Origin of the sequence: Streptomyces lasalocidi, assembly GCF_005280215.1 — a bacterium.
GTDB lineage: Bacteria > Actinomycetota > Actinomycetes > Streptomycetales > Streptomycetaceae > Streptomyces > Streptomyces longwoodensis.
This window is the reverse complement of record NZ_SZNQ01000001.1, coordinates 6,812,816-6,827,037: the sequence shown is the minus strand read 5'-3', so window position 1 is coordinate 6,827,037 and position 14,222 is coordinate 6,812,816. Positions and strand designations below refer to the sequence as shown.

General features: G+C 74.1%; 13 protein-coding genes, 1 pseudogene and 1 riboswitch. Of the genes and pseudogenes, 3 read left to right on the top strand and 11 right to left on the bottom strand.

Annotated elements, in window-relative coordinates; genetic code table 11:
• Nucleotides 1-48: 48 nt before the first annotated feature.
• From E4U91_RS30800 to E4U91_RS30770, 6 genes are all read right to left on the bottom strand, one after another.
• Entirely contained in the window at nucleotides 49-615 is a 567-nt protein-coding gene (locus tag E4U91_RS30800; RefSeq protein ID WP_137309839.1) for a GAF domain-containing protein, read from the bottom strand.
• A gap of 60 nt (nucleotides 616-675) precedes the next feature.
• A complete protein-coding gene (locus E4U91_RS30795; RefSeq protein ID WP_137309838.1) occupies nucleotides 676-1,302 on the bottom strand; it encodes a GTP-binding protein in 627 nt (208 codons plus the stop codon).
• Nucleotides 1,280-1,651 (bottom strand): DUF742 domain-containing protein, encoded by a 372-nt coding sequence (locus tag E4U91_RS30790; protein ID WP_137309837.1) that lies wholly within the window; start codon nucleotides 1,649-1,651, stop codon nucleotides 1,280-1,282. The genes E4U91_RS30795 and E4U91_RS30790 overlap by 23 nt, the downstream gene beginning before the upstream one ends.
• Before the next feature lie 2 nt (nucleotides 1,652-1,653).
• On the bottom strand, nucleotides 1,654-2,088 hold the full coding sequence (locus E4U91_RS30785; RefSeq protein WP_137309836.1) for a roadblock/LC7 domain-containing protein: 435 nt from the start codon (nucleotides 2,086-2,088) through the stop codon (nucleotides 1,654-1,656).
• A gap of 56 nt (nucleotides 2,089-2,144) precedes the next feature.
• On the bottom strand, nucleotides 2,145-4,112 hold the full coding sequence (locus E4U91_RS30780) for a sensor histidine kinase (protein WP_174867880.1): 1,968 nt from the start codon (nucleotides 4,110-4,112) through the stop codon (nucleotides 2,145-2,147).
• A 433-nt stretch (nucleotides 4,113-4,545) separates the two neighbouring features.
• Nucleotides 4,546-5,736, bottom strand: coding sequence for an MBL fold metallo-hydrolase (locus E4U91_RS30770; protein ID WP_137309833.1), 1,191 nt, complete (start codon nucleotides 5,734-5,736; stop codon nucleotides 4,546-4,548).
• 182 nt (nucleotides 5,737-5,918) lie between these two features.
• Between E4U91_RS30770 and E4U91_RS30765 the strand changes: the two are divergent.
• A pseudogene (locus E4U91_RS30765) lies at nucleotides 5,919-7,070 on the top strand (glutamate dehydrogenase).
• Nucleotides 7,071-7,131: 61 nt separating this feature from the next.
• The gene (locus E4U91_RS30760) at nucleotides 7,132-7,752 is read left to right on the top strand and encodes a TetR/AcrR family transcriptional regulator (RefSeq protein WP_137309832.1); all 621 of its coding nucleotides are present in this window, start codon (nucleotides 7,132-7,134) and stop codon (nucleotides 7,750-7,752) included.
• Nucleotides 7,753-7,885: 133 nt separating this feature from the next.
• On the opposite strand, the gene E4U91_RS30755 is transcribed toward E4U91_RS30760, so the two are convergent.
• The 3 genes from E4U91_RS30755 to E4U91_RS30745 all read right to left on the bottom strand — a co-directional run bounded on the left by E4U91_RS30755 (nucleotide 7,886) and on the right by E4U91_RS30745 (nucleotide 12,417).
• Complete coding sequence (locus tag E4U91_RS30755) at nucleotides 7,886-8,671, bottom strand: SGNH/GDSL hydrolase family protein (RefSeq protein ID WP_137311085.1); 786 nt, start codon at nucleotides 8,669-8,671, stop codon at nucleotides 7,886-7,888.
• A 257-nt stretch (nucleotides 8,672-8,928) separates the two neighbouring features.
• The gene (locus E4U91_RS30750) at nucleotides 8,929-9,846 is read right to left on the bottom strand and encodes a M23 family metallopeptidase (protein ID WP_137309831.1); all 918 of its coding nucleotides are present in this window, start codon (nucleotides 9,844-9,846) and stop codon (nucleotides 8,929-8,931) included.
• A gap of 4 nt (nucleotides 9,847-9,850) precedes the next feature.
• Nucleotides 9,851-10,009: riboswitch (cyclic di-AMP (ydaO/yuaA leader) on the bottom strand.
• 305 nt (nucleotides 10,010-10,314) lie between these two features.
• Nucleotides 10,315-12,417, bottom strand: a complete 2,103-nt coding sequence (locus tag E4U91_RS30745) for an alpha-galactosidase (protein ID WP_137309830.1) — start codon at nucleotides 12,415-12,417, stop codon at nucleotides 10,315-10,317.
• Between the two features lie 202 nt (nucleotides 12,418-12,619).
• Here E4U91_RS30745 and E4U91_RS30740 point away from each other — a divergent pair, with 202 nt between their 5' ends.
• Entirely contained in the window at nucleotides 12,620-13,417 is a 798-nt protein-coding gene (locus E4U91_RS30740) for a tyrosine-protein phosphatase (RefSeq protein WP_137309829.1), read from the top strand.
• A gap of 24 nt (nucleotides 13,418-13,441) precedes the next feature.
• Here E4U91_RS30740 and E4U91_RS30735 read toward each other — a convergent pair whose 3' ends face one another.
• A complete protein-coding gene (locus E4U91_RS30735) occupies nucleotides 13,442-13,576 on the bottom strand; it encodes a DUF6126 family protein (protein ID WP_137309828.1) in 135 nt (44 codons plus the stop codon).
• Nucleotides 13,573-14,187, bottom strand: a complete 615-nt coding sequence (locus tag E4U91_RS30730) for a helix-turn-helix domain-containing protein (RefSeq protein WP_137309827.1) — start codon at nucleotides 14,185-14,187, stop codon at nucleotides 13,573-13,575. The genes E4U91_RS30735 and E4U91_RS30730 overlap by 4 nt, the downstream gene beginning before the upstream one ends.
• Nucleotides 14,188-14,222: the final 35 nt, after the last annotated feature.

Sequence of the window (14,222 nt, the reverse complement as noted above, 5' to 3'; positions counted from 1 at the left end):
GAGGTTTTCTTAAGCGCCGCCACAGCTCCGCTTCACACCGGGCCCCCGCTACGACGGCAGCCCGTCCCGGGCGCCGGCCTCGATGCGGGCCACCAGGTCGGCGGCCGCGGCCTTGATGGTCTCCAGCCCGGGTCTCCCCCAGGTCCTCGGTGCGAGGTCCGCCGCGCCGACCGTGCCCAGCACCATGCCCGTGCTGTCGGCGAGCGGTGCGCCGAGGTAGGAGCGGACGCCGTACTCGTCGACGATGGGGTTGCCCGCGAAGCGCGGGAAGTCGGCCACGTCGTCCAGGACGAGCGCCCGGCGCCGTACGACGACGTGCGGGCAGTAGCCGTAGTCGCGCGGCAGGTGGCGCCCCAGCTCGGGCTTGCCCCCGCGCGCGGCGGCGCAGGGGCCGACGTGGAGTCCCGCGAAGAACTGCCCTTGCTCGCCGATGAAGTTGACCATCGCGTAGGGGGCGCCGGTGAGTTCGGCGACGCGGTCGGCGAAGGCGTCCAGGGCGGGCTCGGGGCGGGCGCCGAGGCCGAGCCGGCGCAGCCGGGCGGCGCGGGCGGGGGCCTCCTGGTCCTGCGGGGTGAGCAGCAGCCGCCCGGCCGGTCGGGGCGGGTCGTAGCTCATGTCCGGGCTCCGTCGGTGCGGTCGTACGTCATGTGCGGCTCCGGGGGCGGGGGGCGGGGGTCACCGGCGCGCGCCGCGGGTCGGCTCGGGCACGACGGGCGCGTGCGCGATGAGGTGCCGGACGAGGGTGAGCAGGGTCTGCACGCCGGACGCGGAGATCCGGGCGTCGCAGCGCACGACGGGGATCGCCGGGTCGAGGTCGAGCGCGGCGCGCACCTCCTCGGGGCCGTAGCGGTGCGCCCCGTCGAACTCGTTGACGGCGACGACGAATCCGAGTCCGCGCTCCTCGAAGAAGTCGACGGCGGCGAAGCACTCCTCCAGGCGCCGGGTGTCGGCGAGGACGACCGCGCCGAGCGCGCCCTCGGACAACTCGTCCCACATGAACCAGAACCGCTCCTGGCCGGGCGTGCCGAACAGGTACAGCACGTGCCGGGGGTCGAGGGTGATGCGGCCGAAGTCCATGGCGACGGTCGTCTCGACCTTGTTCTCGATGCCGTCGAGGTTGTCGGTGGCCGCGCTGACCGTGGTGAGCAGCTCCTCCGTGCTGAGCGGCGCGATCTCGCTGACGGCACCGACGAAGGTGGTCTTGCCGACGCCGAACCCACCCGCGACCAGGATCTTCAGCGCGGTGGGGAACGGATCGGGTTCGTCGTGGCCCGCGTACTCAGAGCTGTCGTCGTAGTCCATCGAGCACTGCCTCCAGTAGGGCCCGGTCGGTGGGGTTGTGCTGGTACTCGGGGGGCTTGGTGGTCAGGGCGCCGCAGTCGACGAGGTCCGACAGGAGGACCTTGGTGACCACCGCCGGCAGCTTGAGGTGGGCGGCCACCTCGGCGACCGGCACCGGTGAGCGGCACAGGTCGAGGGCCTGCGCGTGCTCGGGCCCGAGCTGGCCGGGCGGGGTGGCGCCGGTGGTCCGCACCTGGGACAGCAGGTCGAGGGCCACGCTGGGCCGGGTCCGGCCGTTGCTGACCGTGAAGGGGCGCACCAGCCGGCCGGCCGCCTCGTCGAGCCAGGGGCCGTCCCCGGCCGCCGCCACGCTCAAGACCTCATCGCCGGGGGTTCGACGGCGTGCCGGCGGGGCTCGGTGGCCAGGTAGGGGCGCACGCTCTTGACGAGCATCGCCATCTCGTAGCCGAGCACGGCCGCGTCGGCCTCACGGCCGGCCAGCACGGCGAGGCAGGTGCCGGAGCCGGCCGTGGTGACGAACAGCAGCGTCGAGTCGAGTTCGACGACGACCTGCCGCACTTCGCCGCCGTCGCCGAAGCGGACGCCGGCGCTGCGGCCCAGGGAGTACAGCCCGGAGGCCAGGGCGGCCATGTGGTCGGCGCTGTCGGGATCGAGGCCGTGGACGGACTTCACGAGGCCGTCGCAGCTCAGGAGCACCGCGCTGGCCGTGTGCGGTACGCGCTGCACGAGGCCGCCCAACAGCCAGTCGAGGTCGGATACGTGGCCGGTCGGCGCGTCGCTCGCCATGGTGGATCGACTCCTTGGGGTACGAGGGTCTGCGGAAGCGCTGGGGGGTGGGGTGGTCATCCGGCGGGTGCGCTCCCGTCGTGCCGGGGGGTGGGGTGGTCGGGTCCGGGCGCGGCCGGGACGCCGCGCACGCCGTACGCCTCGACGGAGGCGGCGGTGTGCGCGGGGTACGCCTCGGACAGGGGGGCGGGGGCCGGCGCCGGGGAGCCGTCCTCCAGGTTCTGCCGGGACTCGGCGAGGCCGATGCCGCGCTGGAAGGCGGCCATCAGACCGGGGTCGTGCCCGGCGTGTTCGCCGTCCTGGCGCGGGAGCGGGCCGCCGCGCAGTTGGGGTGCGATGTGCTCCTGGGCGCGGCGGCGCGGGAGTTGGGGCCGCCCCATGGTGCCGCGCACCGCGCCGGTCCGGGGGACGGACACGTGCCCGGTGGCGCCCTCGGCGGCCTGCCGGTCGTCGGTTCGGACCCCGGGCAGGGCGTGGGCGGGCGTGGGCCGGTCGCGGTGCGTGCCCCGCAGGGGCAGCGGCGCCGGCCGCGTGTGCGGTTCCGCCGGGGTGGCCGGCCCGTCGTGCCCGCCGGCCGGGTCCGGCGCCGGGAGGGGGACGACGGTGGCGTGGGCGCCGGTCGTGTCGTGGGCCGGGACCGGGGCGGGTGGGTGTGCGGGCGGCGCGGTCCTCGTCGGGTGGTGGGCGCCGGTCGGGTCCTGTCCTGGGTGCGCCGGCGCGGGTACGGGACCCTGCGCCACGACTCCTCGGGCCAAGTCTCCGTCCGCCGCGCCTCCTTGGGGCGCGACTCCTCGCGCCACCGTCGCCTGCGTCCCGGGCGCCGGCCCCAACAGGGCCTCGGGGACGACGAGTACGGCCTGGACGCCGCCGTAGATGTTGTTCCGCAGGCGGACCCGGATGCCGTGGCGGCGGGCGAGCTGGGAGACGACGAACAGCCCGATGCGGCCGTCGGCGAGCAGGCGGCCCACGTTGACCTGGTCGGGGTCGGCGAGCAGGGCGTTCATCCGCTGCTGTTCGTCGACGGGCATGCCGAGGCCGCGGTCCTCCACCTCGACGGCGAGCCCGGAGGTGACGAGGTCGGCGCGCAGCAGGACCTGGGTGTGCGGGGCGGAGAACACCGTGGCGTTCTCGACGAGTTCGGCGAGCAGGTGGATGACGTCGGCGACGGCGTGCCCACGAAGTTCGCCGTCGATCGGCGGCACCAGCTTGACCCGCGAGTACTGCTCGACCTCGGCGATGGCGGAGCGCAGTACCTCGGTCATGGAGACCGGGTTGCTCCACTGGCGCCGGGAGACGGCGCCGCCGAGCACGGCGAGGTTCTCGGCGTGGCGGCGGATGCGGGTGGCCAGGTGATCGACGTGGAAGAGCCCCTTGAGCAGGTCGGGGTCCTCGATCTCGTTCTCGAGCTCGTCGAGCAGGGAGATCTCGCGGTGCACCAGCGACTGGAGCCGGCGGGCGAGGTTGACGAACACCTCCAGCTTCTGTTCGCTCCCGGCCTGGCTGGACAGCTGCGCGGCGCGGACGACGGCGGCGACGGCCCCGTCGTGGGCGCTTGCCAGGTCGGCGGCGAGGGCGTCGAACTCGTCGCCGTCGGCGGGCGGCCGGCCGCGCGTGGTGCGCCGGGGCGGGGTGTCGCCGCGGCGCAGCGCCTCGACGAGCGCGTGGAGGTCGGCCTCGCGGCGCGCGCTGTGCCGGCGCAGGGTGGTGATGCGGTCGCCCATGGAGCGCGCGGTGCGGTCGGCGGCGACGGCCGCGATCAGGATGCCGGCGAGGCTCACGCCGACCGCGCAGCCGAGCACCGCCCACAGGGTGGGGCCGCCCTGCGGCCGTCCGGCGCGCAGGGCGACCAGCACGGCGGCTCCCGCGGCGAGGGCGACCGCGACGGGCGGGAACAGGGCGAGCCGCATCAGCTGGGGCCGTATGTGTGTCTCGGCCGGCGCGGGGGCGGGGCGGGCGACCGGTCGCCCGTGCCGTCCGCCCTCGCGGCGGTCTGCGCGGGCGGCCGGTGCGCGGAGGTGAGACATCGGTGTCCTCGTACTGGTCCGTCGGGCCCGGTCCCCGCGCGCGGGGCGCGAGCCGGGTGTGCGGCTTCGTGGTGTCGGGCCGACGGGACCGCGGAACACGGTGCCGAGTGGTCCGACGGACACTCACCGTAGTCGCGTACGCCTCATGTGCGGCGGGCAGTTGACAAAGTCCCCCGCCCGGCGTCCCGCTCTGGTATGACGCCTCGCACGACAGACCGAACGCCCCTCCGGGCCAGTGCCCGGAGGGGTGAAGGTATCGATCACGGCTGGTCAGAAGTGGTCGTGATGCGACATCACGAGTCGGGTCGGCCGGGAGTCGCGGCGCCCCGCTCCCGCGGCGCACGGGAGCCAATGCGGGGTGCCCGCCGCAGGGCCGGAACACCCCTGCTCGTCACTCACCGTATTGGTTGTGGCCTTCGCTCTCGGGAGGCGCTCAGCGGTCCCCGGCCAGGTCGAGCCCGTCGCGTGCCGCGGGCGCGGCCCCCGGCCGCTCTGCGCGGTCCCAGGAGCGCACCACGGGCGCGGACACCCCGCGCCACCACGCCTCCGCGGGCACCTTCCCGGCCGGCTCGAACGGCTCGCCCGGCCGGGGCAGGGCCACCGCCTGCCCGGCGGCCTCGGCGGCGTCCTTGGTCCACTCGCCCGGCTCGGCCCACGCGTGCGGGGCGAGGTTGAACGTGCCCCAGTGGATCGGTAGCAGGACGCCCGAGGGCTCGCCGCCCTGGAGGTCGAGGTGGGCGCGCAGGCCTTCCTCGGGGGTCATGTGGATGTCGGGCCAGAACTCGCTGTACGCGCCGATCTGGATCATCGTCGCGTCGAAGGTGCCGTGCGCGGCGCCGGTCTCCCGGAAGCCGTCGAAGTAGCCGGTGTCGCCGCTGTGGTAGATCCGGTGCTCCGCCCCGGCGACGACCCAGGACGCCCACAGCGTGTGCTGGGTGTTGCGCAGGCCGCGGCCGCAGAAGTGGCGGGCCGGGGTCGCGGTCAGGGTGAGGCCGCCGACCTTCGTCGCCTCGTGCCAGTCCAGCTCGCGCAGCCGGTCCGGGGACACGCCCCAGCGCTCCAGGTGGGCGCCGACGCCGAGCGGCACGGCGAACAGGGTGTCCGTGCCGGCCAGCGCCTTGATGGTGGGCCAGTCCAGGTGGTCGTAGTGGTCGTGGGAGATCACGACCACGTCGACCTCGCCCAGGGCGGCGAGCGGCAGCGGGACCGGGTGCAGGCGCCGGGGCCCGGCGAACGGGAACGGCGAGCAGCGCTCGCCCCAGACCGGGTCGAACAGCACGCGCTGCCCGTCGATCTCCGCCAGCACGCTGGAGTGGCCCATCCAGGTCAGCCGCAGCCCGGTGACGGGCGGCTTCGCCAGGTCCGCGACGGTGGTCGGGTGCACCGGGACGGTGCCCGAGGGGGCGCGGCGGGGGCGGGTCTCCCGGTCGAAGAAGACCTTGGCCAGCTCGAGCGCCGAGCCCGAGGGGCGGGTGCGCGCGAGACCGCCGGGATTCTGGAAGACACCGTCCTCGAAGTGGGGGGATCTGCGGATGCGCGCGAGGCGCTCACCGCTCGGGTCCGCGCCGAAGCCCTCGGGCACCAACGTGCGGAGCCCGGAGCTCAGGGAACGGAAACCGGCCACGGTACCTCCAGGGGAATCGCCGAGGTTCCCATTATGGTCTGCCCCTGTGACAGCACCGGCCCGGCGTCCGTGCGGGGCAGGTCCGCCGCCCGGTCCCGCCGCCGGCGGTGCGTCGACAGGGGGTCCCCGCGCTCCCGACACTGACTTGCCGTTCAGTAACGCTCTCGGGTCCAGGAGTTCCCATGACCGCCCCGCACCTGTCCCTCACCTGGACCGACCACATCACCGGCCGCCAGGGCTTCCTGGTGGTCGACCGGCTGGTGCGGGGCGTGTGCAGCGGGGGGCTGCGGATGCGGGACGGGTGCACGGCGGCGGAGGTGGCCGGGCTGGCCCGCGGCACGAGCATGAAGGAGGCGCTGCACTACGACCCCGCCGCCCGCTACGTGCCCCTGGGCGGCGCCAAGGGCGCTGCTGGTGCGCTACCTGCGCGCGGTGCGGCCGTACGTCGAGAGCTGCTGGACGACCGGTGAGGACCTGGTGAGGACCTGGGGCTCAGCCAGGACCTGGTCGACCGGGCGGCCGCCGAGGCGGGGCTCGTGTCGTCGATCCAGGCCGTCTACCCACTGCTGGAGGACGAGACGGCGGCCCGGGCCCGGCTCGCGGACGCCTTCGCCGTCGAGGTGGACGGGATCGGGCTGGACGAGCTGGTCGGGGGCCGCGGGGTCGCCGAGTCGGTGCTGACCGCCCTGGACCGGGCCGGGGTGCCCTGGGCGGGGACGCGGGTCGCGCTCCAGGGGCTCGGCACGATGGGCGGGGCGACGGTGCGGTTCCTCACGCGCGCGGGGCTGTCGGTGGTGGCCGTCGCCGACGTCAAGGGCACAGTCGCGAACCCGGCGGGCCTGGACGAGGAGGCGCTGCTCGCGGCGCGCGACGGACACGGCACCGTGGACCGCGCCGCACTGCGGCCGGAGGACCGCGAACTGCCGGGCAGGGCCTGGCTGTCGGCCGACGCGGAGGTGCTCGTCCCGGCGGCCGTGTCCTACGCGGTCGACCCCGGCAACCAGGAGCAGGTGCGGGCCCGCTGGATCGCGGAGGCGGCCGACATGCCGGTGGTGCCGCGGGCGGAGGAACTGCTGCACGCGCGCGGGGTCACGGTGCTGCCGGACGTGGTCGTCAACTCCGGGACGAACGCCTGGTGGTGGTGGACGCTGTTCGACGACGTCGGCCCCGACGCGGACAGTGCGTTCACCCACGTCCGGCGGTCCATGCGGACGCTGGTGGAGCGCGTGCTGTCCCGCGCGGACGCGGCCGGCACGACGCCCCGGGCGGCCGCGCACGCCCTCGCCGAGGACCGGCTCGCGGCGATCGCGGAGCGTTTCGCGCCCCACCGGTGACCTGCCACGGCGTCGGCCGGCGACGGGCGGCACGATGCGCGGTGCTGTGTAGGGTGACGGCGTGGCGAGGGTCCGGTTGAGCGTGGCCGAGCGGCGCGGGGAGCTGCTGCGGGCGGCCATCGAGCAGATCGAGCAGCGGGGCGCGGCGGCGGTCAGGATCGCCGACGTGGCCTCGGCGCTCGGCGTGAGCAACGCGCTGGTGCTCTACCACTTCTCGACCAAGGAGAAGCTGGTCGCCGCCGCGTTCGCCCAGGCCGCCGAGGACGACCTTACCCATCTGCGCCGGCTGCTCGGGCGCCGCACGACGGCGCTGCGCCGGCTGCGGGCGGCGGTGCGCTGGTACGCCCCCTCGGGCCCGGCCAAGGGCTGGCGGCTGTGGATCGAGGGCTGGGCGGTGTCGCTGCGCGAGCCCGCGCTGCGCGAGGTGGCCCGGGACCTGGACCGGGCGTGGAAGGCGGCGCTCGCCGAGGTGGTCGCCGAGGGCGTCGCGGCGGGCGAGTTCACCTGCCCCGACCCGGCCGCCACCGCGCTGCGGCTCACGGCCCTGCTCGACGGTCTCGCCGTCCAGCTGACGTCCTACGGCGGCACGGTGTCACGGTCCCGGGCACAGGAGTGGGTGGAGCAGGCGCTGGCCCGCGAACTCGGCCTCACCGGCCCGGCGTCGGGCACCCCTGAAGGCTGAGCGGCCCGGCATCGGGCACCCCGAAGGCTGAGCGGCCCGGCATCGGGCACCCGGAGGGCTGAGCGGCCCGGAACGCGTGGCGCTCCCCGGCGGAGAGGGCCACGCGTCCGCGAGGCGCCGTGCCGTGCGGGCCTCAGGCCACCGTGGCGATGCGCGTCCTGATGTCGGCCGGGGACAGCGCGCCCTTGGCGGTCACGTGGTCGCCCGAGGACTCGCCGCGCAGCCTGCGCCCGATCCACGGCACCAAGTACTCGCGCGCCCAGTGCACGTCGTCGCGGCGGACCTCGAAGGTGCCGCGCGGCGGCAGCGGCGGCCAGGGCTGTTCCGGGTCGGCCGGCACCGGGAGGCCGAGGGCCAGCCCGGCGCGCAGCGCCACGCGCGTGTGGCCCTCCGGGGAGAGGTGCAGCCGGTCGTGGTCCCAGGCCCGGCGGTCGCGCACGGACCTCAGCGACCACAGGTCGAGCACCGGACAGCCGTAGCGGTCGGCGACCGCGCGGACGTGTCCGTTGTAGGTGGCGATCTTGCCGCGCAGGTGCCGGAGCACCGGGACGCCACGGGTGTCGAAGCCGGTGGTCACGAGGACGGTGCCGGCCGCGGCGGTCAGGGTCGCGATCGCGCGCTCGAAGCGCTCGGCGACCTCGTCGGGGTCGGTGCCGGGGCGGATGATGTCGTTGCCGCCCGCGCAGAACGACACCAGGTCGGGCGCGAGACGGACCGCCTGCGGGACCTGGTCGGCCACGATCTGGTCGAGCAGCTTCCCGCGCACGGCGAGGTTGGTGTAGGTGAAGTCGCCCTCGGGCCGCCGGTCGGCGAGGAGCACCGCGAGCCGGTCGGCCCAGCCGACGAAGGAGCCGTCGGGCCCGGGGTCGCCGACGCCCTCGGTGAAGCTGTCGCCCACCGCCACGTACGACCCGATCACTGATCTGCTGTCACTCTTCGAATCGTCTGCCACGTCAGGTCATGATCCTCCTTCGAATGTGACCTACGCGACCGTAAGCGGGGCTTGACGGACGGTGAGATAAGACACCCCTAAAGACTTCACCAATCAGGGAATAAGCGATCACGGGGGAAGGCTGCGATGCCTGATCCGCATGCACTGACCTGAATACACCGAAGGCCGGGCCCAGGGGATGGGGCCCGGCCTTCGGTGGCGTGGGGGTGCTGTGACCCGGAGGGTCAGCCGACGGTGACGCCGTGGGCGCGCAGGTAGGCGACCGGGTCCACGTCGGAGCCGTAGTCCGGCGTGGTGCGGATCTCGAAGTGCAGGTGCGGGCCGGTCACGTTGCCGGTGGCACCGGACAGGCCGATCTGCTGGCCCTCGGTCACGGTCTGGCCGGCCGAGACGGAGAGCTGCGAGAGGTGGGCGTACTGGGCGTAGTAGCCGTCGTTCAACTTGATGACGACCTGGTTGCCGTACGCGCCTCCCCAGCCGGCCGAGACGACGGTGCCCGCGGCGACGGCCTTGAGAGAGGTGCCGGTCGGGACGACGAAGTCGACACCGGTGTGGTAGCCGCTGGACCACATGCTGCCGGCCGTGTGGTAGGCGGTGCCGATGGTGGCGCCGGCGACCGGGAGGGTGTAGCCGGAGGAGCTGCCGGTGCTCTCGGCGGCCTGGGTGGCCGTCTTCTGCTCGGCCGGCTTCTCGGCGGGGGCCGGGGGCTTGGCCGCGGAGGACTTCGGGGCGGAGGACTTCGGGGCGGAGGACTTCGACGCGGTCGAGGTGCCGGTCGCGGCCTTCTTGCCGAGGGACAGCTTCAGACCCGGGTGGATCAGCGACGGGTTGTCGCCGATGGCCTCGCGGTTGTCCTGGTACAGCTTCTGCCAGCCGCCGGAGACGTGCTGCTCGGCGGCGATCTTCGACAGGTAGTCGCCGGCCCGGACCGTGTAGGTCGCCCGGGCGGCGGACTTCTCGTGCGCGTCGGCCTGCTGCGGCGCGGCGGAGACCGACTGCGCGGCCGCCTGGGCCGGAGCGGCGTGGGCACCGGCGGCCCCCATCAGCGGGAGGGCGAGCGCGGCGCCGCCGGTTCCGGCGACGGCGAGGGAACGGGTGAAACGCTGCATCTTCGGACGGCGGTGCTTACCCTTCGCGGGCATGGCGAATTCCTCTCCGGCGCCTACGAGGTGAGCTGTCGGGTGCGGACTGGAGATGTCCGGCCGTATGCGGGCACACGGCTTTACCCCGAGCCGTTCCGGGAACCGGAACAGGCGTCGTACCTGTGGGTCCCCCGCTCCTGCCGTGCACGGGTGGGTGTGCGGGCCCCGGACGGCGGCAGGATTAGGCGTCCGTCCGGATTGGTGTGGAACGTAAGCGACCCGGACGCACCGAAACAAGCGCCGGTTGCGCGGACCGGGCTTTTCCCTTGATCCCTTTCCGGAATTCCCCGTCACCCAGCGTCGACGGAAAGAGCATTTCCTCCGTCAATTCCCGCGCGGAATCCCAGCATTACGTGAACATGACGGACGACGCACCGTCACGGATATGACGATGCTCACGTGACGCCGCCCCACCTTTCCGCATTTCCCAGCGAGTTGGAATGAAGACCGCCAATTCGGACAGAAGACCTAGATACGGCGTAGGCGTATAACCGTCGCATCCAGATCGCCGCGCAGCCCGGTCCGCAATCCGTGGTGCAGCAGCAGCGCACCCCGGTGCACTTCGCCCGTTTCACGGCATTCGTACGACGCGGTCGGGTCGAGTCCGCGCAGCCGCACCGCCGGCACCGGCTCGCCGTACCGCTGGGCCTCCAGCCAGGCGAGTACCACCGTCTCGTCGCCGCGGACGTACTGCACGGCGCTCGGACCGCCCTGCGCGAGGCCCGGGGGCCGCAGCCGGTAGAGGTCGCCGTGCTGCACCACGGGCCGGATCTCCTTGTAGAGGGCGACCCATCCGGCAGCCTCGGCCAGCTCCTCCTCGCTCCACCCGGTGAGGTCGCCGCCGACCCCGAGCACCCCGGCCATGGCGCTCACGAAGCGGAAGCGCAGGGAGCTGACCCGGCCGTTGAGCTGGGTGTTCGGGCTGTCGGTGACCCACGCGGCCATGACCCGCGCCGGGTGGAGCTGGCTGAAGCCGTGCTGGATGGCGAGCCGGTCCAGCGGGTCGGTGTTGTCGGAGGTCCACACCTGGTCCGTACGACCGAGGATCCCCAGGTCGATGCGCCCGCCGCCGCCCGAGCAGGACTCGAAGGCCACGTGCGGGTGGGCCGCGCGCAGCCGGTCGAGGAGGCCGTACAGCGCGTGGACGTGGTCCACCCACAGGCGCTGCGGGTACGGGTCGCCGGGCCAGCCGGCGTCGGTGAAGCAGCGGTTGAAGTCCCACTTGACGTAGTCGACCGGGGCGCTCGACAGCAGCCCGTCGAGCTGCTGCCAGAGGTACTCCTGGACGTCCTCGCGGGCCAGGTTGAGCACCAGCTGGTTGCGCAGCTCCGTGCGCCTGCGTCCCGCCTGGTGCTGCACCCAGTCGGGGTGCGCCCGGTACAGGTCGCTGTCCGGGTTGACCATCTCGGGTTCCACCCAGATGCCGAACCGCATCCCGAGGTCGTGCACCTGGTCAGCGAGCGGCGTCAGACCGGAGGGGAAGCGGTCGGGGTTGGGCGTCCAGTCGCCGAGCCCGGCCCGGTCGCTGGTGCGCGCCCCGAACCAGCCGTCGTCCACCACGAACAGCTCCACGCCCATCGCGGCGGCCCGACGGGCCAGCGCGAGCTGCTGCTCCTCGGAGATGTCGAAGGTGGTCGCCTCCCAGGAGTTGAACAGCACGGGCCGGTCCCGGTCGGCGTCGGGGACGACGTGCGCGCGCTGGTACGCGTGCCAGGCGCGGCTCGCGCCGCCGTGGCCGGCGTCGGTCCACAGACCGGCGAAGACGGGCGTGGTGAAGCTCTCGCCGGGCGCCAGGCGCAGCAGGCCGGAGTCGTCGTGTCCGACGCCGCCGGTGATCTGCACGCGCGCGTCGGGCAGTTGGGCGACGGCGATCCGCCAGGAGCCCGACCAGCCGAGCGCGCAGCCGTACACCTCGCCGCTCTCCTCGGTGGCGTCGGTGTCCAGGGCGACCCAGGGCAGGTGCTGGTGGCCGGTGTGGCCGCGGCGGCTGCCGATGACCTTCTCGCCGTAGGTGAGCGGGGAGCGCACCAGCCGGGACTCGGCGGCCCACCGGCCGTGCAGCTGGGACAGCCGCCAGTCCTCGCGGTGCGGCAGGGTCCAGGTGGCGGAGTCGGCGCGCAGCAGCTCCAGGGGCGTCGCGCCGTCGTTGGCGAGGGTCGTCCAGCGCTCCACGACGTCGCCGCGCATGCGGTAGTGCAGCGTCACGGCCAGTCCGGCGTCACGGAAGCGCAGCCGCAGCTCGCCGCCGCCACTGTCGCCGTCACTGTCGCCCACGACGGTGTGGCCCTCGAAGCGCCACTCCGTGCCGCGGCGTTCGTCGTCGCGCACGGACAGGGCGGGTCGCACGAAGCGCGGGCCGCCCTCCACGGGGTACTCCTCGCGGCCGTCGAGGGGGGACTCGAAGGGCCAGTACGGCGGCGGCGCGGCGGCCAGGGCCTCGGCGTCGGCCGGGGCGATGCGCGGGCCCCAGTGGAGGTGCACGAGCACGTCGTCCTCCGTGACGTGGAGCGCGTAGCTGCTCGTGGGCCCCGACAGGAGCCAGGTACGGCCGGCGGCGACGGTCTCGGGCATCAAACCCCCACTGAATCAAACAGGCGCGATCAAGTTCCGACATCATCAGGGGGTGACGGGCTGCCCGACAATGCCTGGGGACCACTCTTGTCGCAGGTTGGACGGACCGTTGCCCGAGGTATCCATGTCGTAGGGTCGGGGGACGTCCCGCCGACCAACACCACGAGCCGCGTGGGCGGAGACCGACCGGGAGGGAGCCCCCGTGACGCAGCAGATACCGTCGACCGAGCCCGAACTGGCCGGCGTGCGCAACTTCCGTGACGTAGGCGGCCTGCCGACCGTGGACGGCCGGCGGGTGCGCCCCGGCGTGCTGTTCCGCAGCGGCCACCTCGCGCACGCGACCGCCGAGGACGCCGCGTTCCTGTCCTCCCTGGGGCTGCACACGATCTTCGACTTCCGCAACGCGGCCGACCAGAAGCTGGAGGGCCCGGACGTCGAGCTGCCGGGCGTGCGCAACGTGAACCTGCCGCTGTCCGACCCCGCGGACGGCGCGGAGTTCTGGAAGATGGTCCGCGACGGCGAGATCGAGCAGCTGCGCGTCCTGCTCGGGGACGGCAGGGCCGCGGGCCGGATGATCGCCTCGTACCGTGCCATCATCCGGCAGCGCACCGCCGAGCACGCGCGCGTGCTGCACGCGCTGGCGGACGACAGCGTCCCGGCCCTGATGCACTGCGCGGCGGGCAAGGACCGGGCCGGGCTGTCCGTCGCGGTGACGCTGCTCGCGCTCGACGTGGAGCGCGACGCCATCCTCGCCGACTACCTGGAGTCCAACGCCAAGCACCGGCGCTACCGGGTGCGGCGCAGCAGCGGCGAAGGCTCCGCCCACTCCCCCGAGGTGATGGAGCTGCTCAGCCCCCTGTTCGACGCCCGCGCCGAGTACCTCGCGGCGGCGTTCGAGACGATCGAGGAGACCTGGGGCGGCGTCGACGCCTATCTGGAGCAGGGGCTCGGGCTCACTCCCGAGACCCGTGAACGGCTGCGGGAGCGGCTGCTCGACTGAGCCGGCGCTCCCGGTGCCCGTGCCCTACTGGTTGGCGCCCACCTCGAACAGCAGCCAGATGAAGGCGGCGAGGACGTGTCCCACCGCGATGTAGATGATCAGCCGGATCCACAGGGAGCGGGGGAACCGCTCCTCGCGGCTGTCCTGGCGTTCGGTCATGGCATCTCTCCGGGGGTGGGGCCCAGGCACAGCGTGGCCGTGGGGCTCTGCAGCAGGGTGTGGACGAACAGCAGGTCGACCCCGTCGGGGTCCTCGGCGGCCAGGCGGTGCGGGGTGAGCGAGTCGAAGTGCGCCCCGTCCCCCGGCCCGAGCAGGTGGGCGGTGTCGCCGAGGCGCAGGCGCAGCCGCCCGCGCAGGACGTGCAGCCACTCCTCCCCCGGGTGCACCCGCACGATGTCGCCCTGGGAGCCGTACGGGACGTGCACGCGCAGGGCCTGCATCCCGCGCCCGGCCGCACCGGCCTGCCAGTACGTCCAGCCGCCCGCCCGGGTCGGCTCCATGTCGCCGGCCCGCACCACGGCGTCCCGGTCGGCGACCGACTCGTCGAGCAGTTCCGCGACCGTCGTACCGTAGATGCGGGCGAGCGCGAGCAGCATCGGCAGGGACGGCTGGCGCTGCCCGGTCTCCAGCCGGGACAGATGGGCGGGCGACAGGCCGGCGGAGCGGGCCGCGGCCTCCAGGGTGAGGCCCGCGCGGCGGCGCAGCGCCCGCAGCTGCGGGGCCACGGCCGTCAGGTCGTCCGCACCGGACGGGGACTCGGGCGTACTCATACGTCCATTCAGCCCGCATCTTGCCTCTGAGGCAA